We start from the raw sequence: 16,499 nt of genomic DNA on the forward strand, positions 1-16,499 counted from the left end.
TTTTCTACCTTTCAAATTAAAAAGAGTAAGTGGAATGTCTAGTACCACCGCCCTACACGCAAAGCACCTAGAAGCCGGTGCGAAAATGGTCGATTTCTTCGGCTGGGATATGCCAATTAACTATGGTTCACAAATTGAAGAGCATCACGCTGTGCGCCAAGACGCCGGTATGTTCGATGTGTCTCACATGACCATTGTTGACGTAAAAGGCGCACAAGCCAAAGCGTATCTTCAATACCTTTTAGCCAACGACGTGGCAAAACTAAAAGACAAAGGCAAAGCGCTATACAGCGGCATGCTTAACGAAGAAGGCGGTGTTGTAGACGACCTTATCGTTTATCACTTCGACGAAACTAACTATCGCCTGGTAGTTAACTCAGCAACGCGCGAAAAAGACATGAACTGGTTAATGAGCAAAGCAGAAGGCTTTGACGTAACCATCACCGAGCGCCCTGAATTTGCCATGATTGCCGTACAAGGCCCTAACGCAAAAGAAAAAGCAGCCACTTTGTTCAGCGCAGCGCAAAAAGAAGCGGTAGCAGGCATGAAGCCATTCTTCGGTGTACAAGCAGAAGACTTGTTCATCGCTACTACAGGTTACACCGGTGAAGCAGGCTATGAAATTATGGTGCCAGCTGAGCAAGCGGAAAGCTTCTGGCAAGCACTACTAGACGCGGGCGTTAAGCCATGCGGCCTAGGTGCTCGCGACACCCTTCGCCTAGAAGCAGGCATGAACTTGTACGGCCAAGATATGGATGAAACCGTATCGCCACTAGCGGCTAACATGGGCTGGACAATTACATGGGAACCGGCAGAACGTGACTTCGTAGGGCGTAAAGCACTAGAAGCGCAGCGCGAAGCGGGTACCGACAAGCTAGTAGGCTTGGTGATGACTGAAAAAGGCGTGCTGCGTCACGGTCTTAAAGTGAAAACAGAAAGCGGCGAAGGCGTTATCACTTCAGGTACGTTCTCTCCAACTCTAGGTCACTCGATTGCGATGGCACGAGTACCAAGTGATGTTGGTGAAACAGTAGAAGTGGAAATGCGCAAAAAGTGGGTTACAGTAAAAGTGGTTAAGCCCTCCTTTGTTCGCAATGGAAAAAGTGTTTTGTAAGGCCAAAAGCTTCTAGGCCCCGAAAGTTAACAGAGAATAACAGGAACGATTATGAGCAACATCCCAACTGATTTACGCTATGCCGCTACGCACGAATGGGTTCGCCCTGAAGGTGACGGTGTTTTCACTGTAGGTATTTCTGAGCACGCACAAGGCTTACTTGGCGACATGGTTTTCGTTGATTTGCCAGATGTTGGCGACGCAGTAAGCACTGGCGACGACGTATGTGTTGCTGAATCGGTAAAAGCAGCGTCTGACGTTTACGCGCCAATTTCAGGTGAAATTGTAGCGATTAACGAAGACCTAGAAGATTCACCAGAATTAGTTAACTCTGACCCGTACGGCGACGGTTGGCTATTCAAAATTAAAGCTGACGATGCGGCAGAAGTAGAAGGTCTACTAGACGCTGAAGGCTACGAAAACAGCATCGACGAAGAGTAATTCGTTACGCAGTTTTAAAAAAACATAATTTGAAAGGGGCATGAAGATAATTCAGCCCCTTTTTAACTTAAAGATTTAACGCGCCCTTGCGGCAACCATTACGAGTGCTTAACAACGTTATGTCGAATACTTCCCCTACATTAGCTCAACTAGAGCAAAAAGATACATTTATCCGCCGTCACATTGGCCCGGGTAAAGGCGAAATTGAAGAAATGCTGTCTGCCATTGGTGCAAGCTCACTAGACGATTTAATTGAGCAAACTGTACCGGCAGGTATTGCGCTACCAGAGCCACTAAAATGTGGTGAAGGGGCGACAGAAGTTGAAGCATTAGGTGAACTTAAAGCCGTTGCACAAAAGAACAAAATTAACCGTTCTTTCATTGGTATGGGTTACTACGATACGCACGTACCAAACGTTATTCTTCGCAACGTACTGGAAAACCCAGGTTGGTACACAGCGTACACGCCTTACCAGCCAGAAATTGCCCAAGGTCGTTTGGAAGCTATTCTTAACTTCCAACAAGTAACCATTGACCTAACTGGCTTAGAGCTAGCGTCAGCATCGTTACTAGATGAAGGTACAGCGGCAGCAGAAGCCATGGGCCTTGCCAAGCGTGTGTCTAAGAACAAAAAAGCGAATGCGTTCTTTATTGCTAACGACGTTCACCCGCAAACCGTTGACGTGGTTGAAACTCGCGCTGAAATGTTCGGTTTTGAAATCATCAAAGGTGCGGCAGAAGAAGCAGCAGAACACGACGTATTCGGTGCGCTACTTCAATATCCAACCTCTACCGGTGAAGTAAAAGACATCAGCGACATCATTGCTGCAGTACAAGCGAAAAAAGGTATTGTGGCAGTAGCCGCTGACCTAATGAGCTTAGTAATGCTTAAGTCGCCTGGCGAGCTAGGTGCAGACGTGGCACTTGGTAGTGCACAGCGCTTTGGTGTACCTATGGGCTACGGTGGCCCGCATGCGGCATTCTTTGCTACACGCGACAGCTACAAGCGTTCACTACCTGGCCGTATTATCGGTGTAAGTAAAGACACCCGTGGACGCCCAGCACTTCGCATGGCGCTACAAACCCGTGAACAACACATTCGCCGTGAAAAAGCGAACTCGAACATCTGTACAGCGCAGGTGCTGTTAGCCAACATGGCAAGCTTCTACGCGGTATACCACGGCCCACAAGGCCTTAAAACTATAGCTGAGCGTATTCACCGCTTCGCCGACATTCTTGCTACTGGTTTAAACCAGAAAGGTGCGGAAAAAGGTGTAGCTCTTAAACATAGCACGTACTTCGACACGCTAACCGTAATGGTAAGCAACAAAGAAGACGTATTAGAGAAAGCCTATGCAAAAGGCATGAACCTGCGCGCAGACCTTGAAGGTGCGGTAGGTGTGTCGCTAGACGAAACTACCACACGTGAAGACATTGTTGCGCTATTCGACGTACTTCTTGGTGAAGAGCACGGCTTAACAGTGGAAGGTCTAGATGCAGAAGTATCCACGCAAGACGTAAAATCTATTCCAGAAGGTTTAGTACGTACTAGCGACTTCCTAACCCACGAAGTGTTTAACAAGTATCACTCTGAAACAGAGATGCTTCGTTACATCAAGAGCCTTGAAAATAAAGACTTGGCGCTTAACCACTCAATGATTTCATTGGGCTCGTGCACCATGAAGCTAAACGCAACGGCTGAAATGATCCCTGTAACATGGGCTGAATTCGGTCAGCTTCACCCGTTTGCACCACTAGACCAAGCTGCAGGCTATCAAGAAATGATTGCCGAGCTTAGCGAGTGGCTAATTAACGTAACAGGTTACGACGCGCTTTCAATGCAGCCTAACTCGGGTGCGCAAGGTGAATACGCGGGCCTATTGGCTATTCAGCGTTACCACGAAAGCCGTGGCGAAGGTCACAGAAACGTGTGCTTAATTCCAAGCTCTGCCCACGGTACTAACCCTGCATCTGCGCAAATGGTTAGCCTTAAAGTGGTAGTAGTAGCGTGTGATAGCAAAGGTAACGTAGATCTTAACGATCTTCGCAAGAAAGCGGAAGAAGTGGGCGATAACCTATCGTGCGCCATGATCACGTATCCGTCTACCCACGGTGTATATGAAGAAACCGTGCGCGAGATTTGTGACATTGTTCATCAATACGGCGGTCAGGTTTACATGGACGGCGCGAACATGAACGCGCAGGTAGGCATTACGTCACCTGGCTTCATTGGTTCAGACGTGTCGCACCTTAATCTACACAAAACCTTCTGTATTCCACACGGTGGTGGCGGCCCTGGTATGGGACCTATTGGTGTTAAATCGCACCTTGCGCCATTCCTACCAAACCACACGGTTGTTAACGTAGAAACGGCAGGTAAAGACTGTGGTGCGGTATCGGCAGCACCATGGGGCAGTGCATCAATTCTGCCTATCAGCTACATGTACATCAAAATGATGGGTAGCGCTGGCCTTCGACGTGCAACCGAAGTAGCTATTCTTAACGCTAACTATGTGGCTAAGAAGCTAGAAGGGCACTTCCCAGTGCTTTATAAAGGCAACAATGGCCGCGTAGCGCACGAATGTATTATTGATCTTCGCCCGCTTAAAGAAGCAAGCGGTGTTACCGAGCTAGATATCGCGAAGCGCCTAAACGACTACGGCTTCCACGCGCCAACCATGAGCTTCCCAGTAGCGGGTACGCTTATGATTGAGCCAACCGAGTCGGAAGCGAAGTACGAACTAGACCGTTTCATTAACGCCATGGTTAGCATTCGCCAAGAAATTGCCAAAGTAGAAAGCGGCGAGTGGGATGCCACTGACAACCCGCTACACAATGCACCGCACACACTAGCAGATATCTGTGACAGCGATTGGAACCGCAGCTACGACCGCATGCTAGCGGCGTACCCAGCACCAGAAGTACACAGAAATAAGTTCTGGCCAACGGTTAACCGTATTGATGACGTGTATGGCGACCGTAACCTGATCTGTTCTTGCCCTAGCATAGAGAGCTATGTTGAGGAGTAGGGTGGTTTTGAGGGCATGGAATGAAGTTGGTTAACGATTTAATGAAGATGGTTAACTGAGCTGAGTATCCCTTATTTTTACTGCTCGGCATAATTTCTAAGTGTATCAATTGACTAACTGCAATTAAAATCGTGAATACGTAGATAGGAAAAGGCGAATCAGAGATGGTTCGCCTTTTTTGACAGATATGAGTCAGACGACATCATTTGTTACACATGCTTTAACAACTCAGTCTGGTAGCATTTGGGCATCAAATAGGTAATCATAAAAGTTTGTCTATGAAGAATGATGGGACAGCCTGCAATGATAGTTCCCATTTGGCTGACTGGTTCTACTAATAGAAGCTTGTGTCGATTATTGAGTATCACTCAAATAGCTGCATAATGCGTAGATGGTTAAGGCTTTAATGAATTTGGAGAAAATGTGTTAGGACGCAGTGAAATTATAAAGCTAGTAGATGATAATAATATTTTGAGCCTTGACGACTGTTCATCCGAAGATATCAAAAATCGAACTCAGGCTTCATCTGTAGATCTAACAATTAAATCTATTTACGTAGCAGACAAAAATATATCCAAATCAAAAGTTGATATTTGCAGTGCGGGTTTGGATTTGATCGATTTAGAACCTGGGCAAACGGTAGTAATTCAGGTAGCTGAAAAGTTTGCTCTACCCTCAACAATAGGAGGGATTATTTTTCCCCCTAATTCTATGTCTAAATCTGGAATTATTATGACTAACCCCGGTCATATTGATCCTCTTTTTAAGGGATATATAAGCGTTTATTTGGTCAATATGGGTAAATCTTCAGTGAGACTTAAGAGAGAGGATAAGGTCGCTACTCTTTTGTTATTTCATATTAATGGAACTACAGGTGAGGGAAATATAACTGGCCGAGGAGTTAGCAAAGAACAAGTGTTAACTTTAAGCAAAGATTTTGCGAGTCTAGATACTAGAATGCCAAAATTGCTCAATTCAGTCATCAGAAAACAAGCGATAATTTGGGCGAGCCTAGCTGTAAGTGTTGTAGCATTATCTTTTACATTGATACCTATATTAAGTGAGCAAATATTTACGAATAAAATTATTGATGCTTTTCAACTGGAACATGTTGAGCCACTAGTAAGGGTCAGCAATGAACAGCAAAAAGAATTAGTAACATTACAAAAAGATTTAGAAGAAAAAACACAACAGCTGGACGACCTGCGTTCCAAGCTTAGTGAAAAAGATTCTCAAATTCAAAACCTTCTATACGATGTTGATAGACTGTTCATAATGTTGAATAACAAAGAAGCCCCAGTAAATATCAAAGGACACGGAGTCGAGAAAGTTGAAAATTAAATGTGCGAAGTTTAATGCAGCGGTAATGAGTCGACCAAGCTTCGATGACAAGGCATTAATCAATTTTCTGCAAAACCATGGTCTATGTTGGGTTAGGACTGGTGGAACTCCAGCTGAAGAGATTGTAGAGGTCTCAGGAAGAATGTGCTACCTGTCGTTCGGGAAAAATAGGCAATCTCCCAGAGATAATAGCGCCTATATAGCTAATCTGATTTCTCAAGGTCATGAAAGTGTTTTAGAACATGTTAATTGGACTATTTTGTTATCAGGAGTTTCTAGGGGGTTTACTCATCAACTCGTTCGTCATCGAGTTGGGTTTGCATATAGCCAACTTTCTCAGCAATACCATGATGAGTCAGAAGCCTTATTTGTAGTGCCACCCTCTATAGAAAAAGATAGAGAACTTTTTATACAATGGGCTGACGATATCTATAAAAGCCTTACCACATATAGAAAAATCATTAAAACAATAAAAAATAACAAGTTATCAGACAAAGAGTCATTGAGGGAGCTGAGAACTGCTGCCAGGTCAACACTGCCCAATGCTACGGAAAGTAAAATAGTGATAACAGTTAATGCTCGTGCTTTAAGACATTTTTTTGATGTTAGAGGATGCATTGAAGGTGATTGGGAGATGAGAAAAGTAGCTTGTGCAATATTTGATTTGGTGTATTGCGATGCTCCATCTCTGTTTTACGACTTTCAGAAAATAGAAATGTCCGATGGTAGTTTTAAACTGGAAAAGAAATGAAATAGAGAGTACAAATTTTCATCTTCGAGTCCAAATAATAAAGGTGTGGTGGTGCGAGTAATAAACTACTTATTATTCGTACTCAAGTGGTGGCTTCAGTTTCTATCGAACATTACAGCTTGGTCGCAAGTATCCTAGCTTGTATCAACTTCCAAATAACTCCGTTACATTATTTATCTATTATTGATGACATATTTTTTATTCGTAAATATATGTCTCTACAAAATTTTTAGCTTAAAGCTATTGAAATGTACTGTATAAATCTCCATAGAACAATCAGGGTGTGTAAAGCGCGAAAAATGTACATTTATTGGCATTTCTGACATCTGTTGTAGTAAATGTTGATGTATTCTTGCCATCACTGAAAGAGAATAATCATGTCAAATTTACAAAAAGAATTTACTACATTTCACAACACGATAAAGCTTGGGATATGTGATGAAAACAAAACATTAAGGGACAAACGCGACTTGCTCATTAACGAGTTGTCTCTTGCTCTTTAAGACAGAAAATCCCGGGAACTGAAATAGCATTGACGTTCACTAAGATTGACTTAGGATCATATGCGATGAAGACAGGCGTAGTCCCTGATGGGGGGGACGATATTGATATTGGTGTACCACAAATAGACGTAGTGGATAGTAGTTGTTTGGAGTTCTGATTTTTTACAGCAAACAGTGGTTCATTGTGCATTAGAGCTACTGCAAGAAGTACTTTGCAGGTGCTCATCAACGCAAGAGAGCTGCAGTAATATCCTTGCGAAAAAACACCCTATAGCTTTGAATTTGCGTAAGCTATAATTTGTCGTAATGGCGAAGCGAACATCACCTTGCACCAAAAATGGATATGAAAGATAAAATGGATTTTTTCTATTACACTGGACTACAAAATGACATCGCTAGTCATAAAGTAAAAGCTAGTTACCAAAAATATAATTCTGAGGGCAGACGGCTTACCGTTAACGATGATAAAGACTCATTGAAAAAAGCATTACGATACTTCGAAAAAGCTCTAGCGTTAACGACTAAAAATGAATACACCAAAGCATCTGCATGTCATGAGCTAGGAGTGTTTTATTTTACTCACTTTGCACATCTGCCTGGTGCGCCTCATGCAAACTTAAATAAAGCAGTTTCATACTTTTCACGTGCACTTGAAAGTAAGCAGCGACAAAAATTTCCAGATAAGTACGCTTCTAGTTTGTCACAGTTAGGGGCAACATACAGAAGAGGTGCTAATGAACATCTGTGGCACTTAAGTAAGCCGGAAAGTCTAATGAAATCCCGTCAGCTGCATGAGGCTGCTTTAAAGGTGTTAGATCGTGATATACCTATTTTTATTCGGCTCAACCAACTTTCTATTGTTTATTTCAATTTAGCTTCAACGTTGTTCGACTTAGAAGATATAACTGAAGCTTGTGAGGCTCAAGCTAAAGCTTTTTATTGCTTTAAGGATGCCGTCGAGTGGGCCAAATCTTACAGCCCTTATCTTGTTTCAGGTGGTTTCATGTCCTTAAAGCCAGAGCAAATATTGCCTATTACTTTTGCTCGATTGAGTTATTTTTCCAAAAGCAATGTGCATAAAAATCTCTGTGACGCGGTGTTAGAACTATCATTGACGTTCGACCTAGATATCTTTGATATCATGAGAATTAATCCATTCAAAGATATATCAAATCCCATTTTTGAAATTCAGCAAATAGTACATGAAGCTAATAGAAACTCTACCAATGGTAATATCGATAAACTAGCGAATAAAATACATTCATTGATGCTAAGTAGGCAGTCTACCGAAACAGACCAAGAATCTGATAGATTGAGTGTACTAATTCAGCAGGCAAGTTCTGGTTTAGCTCGAATATTAATACAAAAAGAAGACTATTTACGAGCATATATAACACTTGAAAATGCCAGTGGAATGCGATTTTGCGAAAGTGCTAGTTTGTGCTGGTTGCAAGCTAAAGATCCTGTCGCTCAAGTGTTATTGAATACACATAGAAAGCTGGGTAGTGCCTACTATGGTTTGAATGAACTTGCATTTATATCTGGTTTTGAGGCCAAAGATAAATTACACCAATTCCTTTTTAAAAGTGCCAATTTGCTTAAAGCACAAGTTTCACCAAAACTTTCTAGTATTGATGAATGTGTCTTCGATGAGAAACAATATGCAAGTATCGTCGAAAAAGCGAGTCGAGCTAATGACCCTATTAATTTTTTAAAAGTACGAGCAAAGCTATGTTTAGACGATTTTAAAATATTAGGTGAATATATAGATAGGTTAGACCCTGATTACCTTCAGGCTAGATTGCGAACTCAACAAATTACTTTTGACGACTTAACCGATGCCATTCATGCTCACCCCGAGCAAGTGCTTGTTAAGATAGATATTGAAGATCACTATGATGATGTTTTGATTATTGTTGCTTATCTGCAAAATAACGAAATAATTGCTAAAAGTTATTCTTTCAATCTTCCTAAAAATCTTATCAATAATGTTGCAGCTTTTGTTGCTAATAACAAAAAGGCTAGTACAAATTGGGATTTAGAATTTATCGATTGGAAAACGATACTTCCGAAACACTTGGATAAAATTTCGCTATTTCCTTCATTTTTTGCCTCGCATATACCTTGGATAGCAACAGGTAAAACAGGCGAAAAACTCTATCAATTAGCTGGCGAGATCAACTGGCTACCTTCACTGATGTATTTAAATGAACAGGTAAAATATTCAGATGAAAAAAGCTTGCATACTAGTATATGTGGCGGAGAGACTTTATTTGAGAAACTCGCAGTTGGAGCTCATAGTGAAACTAATATTACTCAGTCTATGGATGAGGTTATTAATCAATTGAATCAGTCGAGTGTTTTTAGCTTTTATGGCCACTGTGAACATAAACACCCTGAACGACCTTCGTTATTATTCAAAGGCTATGTTATTAGAGATGTTGATATGCTTCATAATGTACGGGGAGCAGAGCGGGTAGAGTTGTGGGCGTGCCAAAGCGGTTCAAACATCCCGTTGCATATTTTACCCAGCCAAGTCAATGAAGCCTTCGGTATGGATATGAGGATGCTAGAGTATGGTGCTAAAACTGCTATCGGTTCGCTGTGGGCGGTCCCTGAGTTAGTCACTGCACACATAAAAGCAAAATACGATAAACTTGTTACAAATGGTTTAGGAGCGTCTGAAGCATTACTTAATGCTCAGCGTTGGTGGGTTGAGAGTGGCGCAGATGAAGAGTTGCTAAAAATCACAATGTTTGGTCGAGAAGAGTACCTAAGAACGCATGGTTGCCATTACGCAAACAAACAAGCAATGGAAGCGCTTATGGGGCCAGTTTTTGCAGGCAGTGCTCATAGAGCTAATCTTGATACGAGCGTTTTGGAGGAGGCATTTAAACATCCCTCGGCATGGTCTGGTATGCGTTTTTGTGGTTTAAGTGAGCAACAAAATGTTTTGATTTCCAGAGTAGAGCTGTCATCGGCTGAAAAGCAGGAAATAAGTGATTTGGTTTTGAATATGAACTTACAGTCAGGCTTTATAAAAAATGAGAGATGACACTTTACCCATTACCGATTGGTCTGAAGTTGGACGGCGAGAGTATGTTGATATAAATCGACAGGCTATAGAGCTGATTATTGAGCAAGCACTAGAAGATTTTGATGAAGTAAATATTTCTATTACTTTTGGTAATCAAAATAATGCTGTAGTTAATATTATAGACTTATTTTTGCTTAGCCATTTTAGTGTTGAAAAGTTGCCTACAGCTATTCCGAAAGATATTACACTGTTTACCCAGTTGTCATTTTGGATTAAATACAAAACGGCGGGAAAGGTTAGTGGCTCCTCTAAGCAAAGCTTAGTTGAGCCCAATTATGAACAATCCATGCATATTGAGGCAGGCATGGATTCACAAGTACAAAAATTAGCAAGAAACCTACGAAAACTAAATAATTATGTAGCACCTGACTTGATTGGTTATTGGTTAGATGCTAATAAAAAACTTTTAAAAGAATTGTCCGGGACGGGCGAGTTTCCGCGAGATTTCGAGATAGAAAATGATGTGTCAGATCCTCAAAAATCACGCTACAAGGCGGACGCTTCTTTTAGGTACTTGTATTTTTTCCTTAATATTGTGGAACACATAGATAATGTTGAGCTCTATGAAAAGAAATATTTTGTTAAAGGCTTAAATCGTCCTCAATATGTGGCAGCACAATCAGAAACTCATCATGCTAAACACCAAGTTAGGCTAACAATTAAGCAAATAATTAATCGATTTCATGCGATCTATGCAGAGACACCTGCTAATGATGTTATCACTCGTGCTCTGTTTGAAGGCATTGCTAAGAAAGTGGTGCTTGATGTGTATGAAATAAATAAGAATCAGCCATTCTATTTAGATTGCGCTCTCAAGCTGAAACAACTAAAAAATAAGCCATCAACAATATTGGAGCAGATATCATGAAATTGGGTAAGTTATCGCTCGATGAAATGGTCCAAGGTGCAGATAGCGCAGATGAAAACTGGGTTGAGTTGTTGAAACATCCAGCGGCTGAAAGCGTTTGGGCTGAAGCTGTTAAGCGTCGAGAAAGTTTGAATGGGTTCAGTCGATTCGCGGCAAGATGGCCTGCAATAGTTCATCAATATAAAAAATTAAAAAAATACACAAAAAAAAGTTTCAATGCCTCATCAATTACTCTTTTTAGCACTAACTTCCAACCATTTAATGCTGCATTAAATGGTACATCTGATGAAAATCAAACCTTTTCAATAGAGGTTATATGGGGAGAGCACCAAATAGTATCGCTAGAGAGGAATATGCTTATTCAATTCAATGGGGGCAGAAATATTAATGTTTATTACTCCTTTTCTAGTGGTGATGGAGTAATTGGGATAGATGACTCATGGGATTTCAAGCTTGAAGAAGGCGCCGTATTACTTACTTTTTTTGAAGGTGAGCATTTAAGCGTTGATTTAGAGTCGATGATAAACAATGCAGAGTCGGTTGGGAGTGTTGTACTGCTGCCGTCAAAATAAAAAGCGAAAAAAAATCAATCCACCCGCGTATAGAAGCACCCATATAAAAAAGGTGCTTCAATATGTCAACAAAACAATGTATTCACCCCTTCACTAATCAGTCTGCTCAACCGAATGCGGTTGCGTCGCTAGTGTGTCGCATAAACGCAAGAGTGTGGCAAAGTTTATCCTCTAATCAACAGGTTCAAACAATGAGCCTGATTAATGAGATTGCATCAGGTAAATCTTATCCACTTTTAGGGGGGCGAAAGGTCAAATGTAACAAATCTCTTGTTCGTTTTCGTATAGGGCGAAATCATCGTCTTATCTTAATACGGACTTCAAAGAGTTTCGTTTTACAGCTGTTTAACCGTCAAAATTATGAGCGAAACTTCAATAAGAAGTTCAGTTCATTAACCGTTGAATGTTAAGGGGCTGAGTCATGAAATCTATTAACGAAGACAATAAAAAGATCAATGAACTCGTCATTAACTGGCACATCACTGAAGTGTGCAATTATGACTGCAAATACTGTTTTGCAAAGTGGGGCCGTCCTAAAGAGTTGCATCGTTCTCTTGAGGAAATTGAAAAACTGCTTAATAACTTGGCTTCATATTTTATTAACGGCGATTCTGCGTTAAAAAATGAAATTGGTTACGACACTGTGCGCCTTAATTTAGCTGGCGGAGAGCCAATGATGCTTGGCAGTACGTTTTTTATCGTACTGATGCTGGCGAAACAAAAAGGCTTTAAAACTTCAGTTATTACCAATGGGCATTATCTAGTAAATAGCCGCTTAGATTTTCCAAAAAATGTGCTGGACATGGTTGGTATCAGCTTTGACAGCCAGGATTTGCTCACACGAAAAAAAATCGGCCGAGTTGACCGTAAAGGTAATTCGCTTAGTGCTGAGGATTTAAAAATGGCATTAAAGGCTTTAGTAAAAACTCAAACAGGCATAAGAACCAAGATCAATACGGTTGTGAATAGCTTAAATTATAAGGAGGACTTTTCATCACTGATTGGTGAGTTAACACCTTATAAATGGAAAGTCTTACAAGTGATGCCCTATGGAGATGACGACTTAATGATTTCAGATGAAAAGTTTAGCCAGTTTGTTGAACGTCATAGTGGCTTAGGACTCCCAATATTTGCTGAATCGAATTCAACGATGACCGAGTCATATTTGATGGTCGACCCATTAGGTCGTTTTTATCAAAACTCAGCAAGTGCTAGTGGTTACAAGTACAGTGACAGAATCAATCAGTGTGGTGTAGAAAGTACGCTTGCACAGATAGCCTTTAATCCTAAAACATTTTTATCAAGATATCGCCCAATTGACATCACTGTTACTGAGTCTTAGGAGGCCAATGTGAAAAGTGAAACTTGTTTTGGAAAAGTCTCCGGTAAGCCATTAACACAATATTATGACGAAGCAGAGGCGCAGGGAGCCGCTGATTACTGCAAAGAACATTATGATAATGACTTAATTCCGTACCAATGTGCCAAATGCGACTTGTGGCACTTATCGCCTAAAAGTAGACAGACTCCGAGTCAAAAATGCAGTCGCTGCATTGGGGGCTATGGCGTTGAAAAGGAATCCTATCGCACCAAACTGGAGGCCCGTAAAAGAGCAAACATTATCTACGACGAACAAGGTGTAATCTTACGAGTCTATAAATGCAAATATGGTAATGGTTGGCATTTGACCAAGAGTTAGCTTTAATATGACCAATAAAGTGATACTTAGAATATGCACTTATTTGTAAGTAAGGTATTCACAATTTTAATTGTTGAAACCGGTTTTGTAACAGATTGAATTTTAAGAACCGCTATTCACAAATTTAATTGTATGTAACCACTGGTGCTGGTTTAGCAGCGTGGCCGTTAGAGTTTGAGCGATTTGAAAGGCGAACCTTTTGGTTCGCTTTTTTGTATCTTTTAGTTCTAGTATTTGAATGGCTGCTCAGGGCCTTCTTCCATCGAACTCAAGGCAAGGAGCGGATGATCAGGTTCCCTAAAACTGACTGCTGCTTTGTGCCATCAGCGGATTTTAGCTTTAACGATTTCGATGTAATTGAATGGGGTAACAGCTTTTTCCCCATTATGTATATGCTCACCCCCGATTATCGCTTTCATCTGATATAGATAATACTTCCAAAATATCCCATAAAGTCCCAAATTGGTTACTCTAAATGGTTAAAATGCGTTTCATGTAACCAAAACGGGACTTTATGGTGAAGAGTTTGACAGCTACAGCATTAGCAGAAGAGGTCGGCGACAGATTGAAACAAGCTCGACTAAATCGAGACTTAACACAATCAGAAGTTGCAGAGCTTGCTGGCGTTGCCCGCAAAACGGTTTTAAATGCAGAAAAGGGAAAAGTTCAGCTCAACATCATGATTGCTATATTAATGGCATTAGACCTTACTCAGCAGATTGATCTATTTCTCCCGAAACAAGAAATTTCTCCCTTACAGCTGGCCAAACTGCAGGGAAAGAAAAGGCAGAGAGCCTCTGGCCAGCGCAGCAACAAAGATGAGGAATCATCAGAATGGTAATGGAAGTCATTACAATAACATACCAAGACGATGTTGTTGGTGCTGTGAGCTTTGACATTGAAAAGGGGCTTGGGTCATTTGAATATGATCCAGGCTTCATAAAAAAAGCATCGAGCTGTCCCCGATCAAAATGCCATTATCGAATCGCATTTACAGCTTTCCCGAACTGGTTTTCAATACCTTTAAAGGCCTACCAGGTTTAATAGCTGACTCCTTACCTGATGATTTTGGTAACGCAGTTCTCAACGCATGGGTTGCAGGTCAAGGTCGTTCTCCGAGTGATATTACCCCACTGCAACGCCTTCAATATATGGGAAAGCGAGGCATGGGGCTCTTGAGTATGCGCCTGCTACAAAGTTACGAAGTTTAAATGCTTCAAACACTGATAGACGAGATACAGGAAAACTTGCGGCTCGATATTTAGTAAGTTCAGATGTGTTATTCACTTAAGTCCTTTGAAATCGGTAAAAGCTATTTTTTCGCTATATTAATTAAGAATGAAGCGCCTATTTACAGGCGCTTTTTTATTTTTAGAGCAGGGGATTAACATAGGTAAATTTTATTTAAAGGCCATTGCACAAAAGTGTTTTTCACTCACACTTTCCCTACTTGTGAACGAAGGTGCTTGAGTGGAAAACGTTAAACGTGGACTCATGCTTTGTTCTGTTGCCAAGTACTATTTCAAGTCTTTTGATTGTGTAAAAAGGGTAAGCGAATGCTTTTAAATACATCGTTTTTTTTACGATATTTAACCATAGTGGGACTAAGTGCTTTAGCGCTGGTGGGGTGTAATTCCGATTCTTCGTCGTCTTCCACAGCAGAAGTAACAACGTCAGACTCGTCAACCGATGATGATACTGATACATCAGATACGGTGGTGACAGAATATGAAACGTCAAATACTATTGGCCTGTTACTAAACTCTGCCGATGCGCAAAATGGCTATACCCTTTTTGGGGGCCTGCGTTTTAATCAAACCTATTTAATTGATAATTGCGGGGAAGTGGTTCAAAGCTGGGATTCAGATTACAGCACCATGTCTGCATATTTACTTGAAAATGGTAACTTGCTGCATACCGCTCGCTTTGAAAGTGCAGTGAATTCAGAGTTCTTAGAGGCAGGTGGTGATTCAGGCCGAATAGAAATCATCAATGAACAGAATGAACTAGAGTGGTATTACGAAGTTAATACAGACACCCAGTTCATGCACCATGATGTTGAGTATATAGAGAGCACAGGCACGGTTTTAGTCATGGTGTGGAATAAGCACTCTGCTGAAGAAGCCGCTGCGGCTGGGTATACTGGTGGACACGCGTTATGGAGTGAGCAAATTATTGAACTCGATCCAACAGCTGACAGCGCCGATGATGCCATTATTTGGCAATGGGACTCATGGGACCACATGGTTCAGGATGCTGACTACTCTCTGGATAATTACGGCGTAATCTCAGAAAACCCGCAACTTATAAACATTAATTTCGAAGGAATTGATGTTGAATATGAAGCCGATCCTATTCACATGAATTCGGTGGATTACAACGAAGAACTGGATCAAATCGTTATTAATAGCCGAAATTTTAGTGAATTTTGGATAATCGATCACTCAACAACAACCGAAGAAGCAGCCTCACACAGTGGTGGAACTCGAGGTAAAGGAGGCGATATTCTGTTTCGATGGGGTAACCCACAAGCCTATGACATGGGCGATGAAGACGATCAGAAACTGTATTTACAACACGATGCTTACTGGATTGACGAGGGCTACACTCACGCCGGTCAAATCATGGTGTTTAACAATCAGCCAAATTTTTATGGAAACACTGATTACTCTACCATTGATGTCATAGATACTGAGGTCAGTGATGCTGGCGACTACACTATCAATGACGATGGCACTTATGGCCCTACTGAATTTACGTGGACATACACCGCAGATAACCCAACCGATTTTTACGCTACCAATATTTCAGGTGCCCAGCGATTACCGAATGGTAATACGATCATTGATGAAGGTACCACAGGCACATTTTTTGAAGTCACTTCTGAAGGTGAGGTGGTGTGGAAATACATTACACCGATAGATCAGAATGGCGCACTTACGCAGGGTGATTCGCCGCAAAACAACTTTGTTTTCAGAATTAATAAGTATACACCTGACTTCATTGGACTTTCCTATTATAGCTTGGAAGCCAACGGTACCATTGAAGATGGTTCAGACTATACTTGCGAGCTTTTTGAGTAAA

Annotated in this window: 14 protein-coding genes; all 14 read left to right on the top strand. The window is 41.3% G+C overall.

The window, feature by feature from the left end:
• Nucleotides 1-34: 34 nt before the first annotated feature.
• The 14 genes from gcvT to E5672_RS10025 all read left to right on the top strand — a co-directional run bounded on the left by gcvT (nucleotide 35) and on the right by E5672_RS10025 (nucleotide 16,498).
• Entirely contained in the window at nucleotides 35-1,114 is a 1,080-nt protein-coding gene (gcvT, locus tag E5672_RS09965) for a glycine cleavage system aminomethyltransferase GcvT (protein WP_136782051.1), read from the top strand.
• A gap of 51 nt (nucleotides 1,115-1,165) precedes the next feature.
• Nucleotides 1,166-1,555 (top strand): glycine cleavage system protein GcvH, encoded by a 390-nt coding sequence (gene gcvH / locus E5672_RS09970; RefSeq protein ID WP_014950360.1) that lies wholly within the window; start codon nucleotides 1,166-1,168, stop codon nucleotides 1,553-1,555.
• A gap of 119 nt (nucleotides 1,556-1,674) precedes the next feature.
• On the top strand, nucleotides 1,675-4,584 hold the full coding sequence (gene gcvP, locus E5672_RS09975; protein WP_136782052.1) for an aminomethyl-transferring glycine dehydrogenase: 2,910 nt from the start codon (nucleotides 1,675-1,677) through the stop codon (nucleotides 4,582-4,584).
• Nucleotides 4,585-5,007: 423 nt separating this feature from the next.
• Nucleotides 5,008-5,925, top strand: a complete 918-nt coding sequence (locus tag E5672_RS09980; protein ID WP_136782053.1) for a dCTP deaminase domain-containing protein — start codon at nucleotides 5,008-5,010, stop codon at nucleotides 5,923-5,925.
• Between the two features lie 25 nt (nucleotides 5,926-5,950).
• Entirely contained in the window at nucleotides 5,951-6,676 is a 726-nt protein-coding gene (thyX, locus tag E5672_RS09985; protein WP_232367992.1) for an FAD-dependent thymidylate synthase, read from the top strand.
• Between the two features lie 840 nt (nucleotides 6,677-7,516).
• Entirely contained in the window at nucleotides 7,517-10,234 is a 2,718-nt protein-coding gene (locus E5672_RS09990; protein WP_136782055.1) for a CHAT domain-containing protein, read from the top strand.
• Entirely contained in the window at nucleotides 10,224-11,144 is a 921-nt protein-coding gene (locus E5672_RS09995; RefSeq protein WP_136782056.1) for a hypothetical protein, read from the top strand. The genes E5672_RS09990 and E5672_RS09995 overlap by 11 nt, the downstream gene beginning before the upstream one ends.
• Nucleotides 11,141-11,716 (top strand): hypothetical protein, encoded by a 576-nt coding sequence (locus E5672_RS10000; RefSeq protein ID WP_136782057.1) that lies wholly within the window; start codon nucleotides 11,141-11,143, stop codon nucleotides 11,714-11,716. Before E5672_RS09995 ends, E5672_RS10000 begins: the two co-directional genes overlap by 4 nt.
• Nucleotides 11,717-11,907: 191 nt before the next feature.
• A complete protein-coding gene (locus E5672_RS20130; RefSeq protein ID WP_420809572.1) occupies nucleotides 11,908-12,126 on the top strand; it encodes a ParE family toxin-like protein in 219 nt (72 codons plus the stop codon).
• 11 nt (nucleotides 12,127-12,137) lie between these two features.
• Entirely contained in the window at nucleotides 12,138-13,058 is a 921-nt protein-coding gene (locus tag E5672_RS10005) for a viperin family antiviral radical SAM protein (protein ID WP_136782058.1), read from the top strand.
• A gap of 9 nt (nucleotides 13,059-13,067) precedes the next feature.
• On the top strand, nucleotides 13,068-13,415 hold the full coding sequence (locus E5672_RS10010; RefSeq protein ID WP_136782059.1) for a hypothetical protein: 348 nt from the start codon (nucleotides 13,068-13,070) through the stop codon (nucleotides 13,413-13,415).
• A gap of 517 nt (nucleotides 13,416-13,932) precedes the next feature.
• Nucleotides 13,933-14,256 (top strand): helix-turn-helix transcriptional regulator, encoded by a 324-nt coding sequence (locus E5672_RS10015; protein ID WP_136782060.1) that lies wholly within the window; start codon nucleotides 13,933-13,935, stop codon nucleotides 14,254-14,256.
• 130 nt (nucleotides 14,257-14,386) lie between these two features.
• Nucleotides 14,387-14,626, top strand: a complete 240-nt coding sequence (locus E5672_RS19995; protein ID WP_240692205.1) for a HipA N-terminal domain-containing protein — start codon at nucleotides 14,387-14,389, stop codon at nucleotides 14,624-14,626.
• Nucleotides 14,627-14,971: 345 nt separating this feature from the next.
• The gene (locus E5672_RS10025) at nucleotides 14,972-16,498 is read left to right on the top strand and encodes an aryl-sulfate sulfotransferase (RefSeq protein WP_136782061.1); all 1,527 of its coding nucleotides are present in this window, start codon (nucleotides 14,972-14,974) and stop codon (nucleotides 16,496-16,498) included.
• Nucleotide 16,499 lies beyond the last annotated feature (1 nt).

The sequence above is a fragment of the Alteromonas portus genome (genome assembly GCF_005117025.1).
Lineage (GTDB): Bacteria > Pseudomonadota > Gammaproteobacteria > Enterobacterales > Alteromonadaceae > Alteromonas > Alteromonas portus.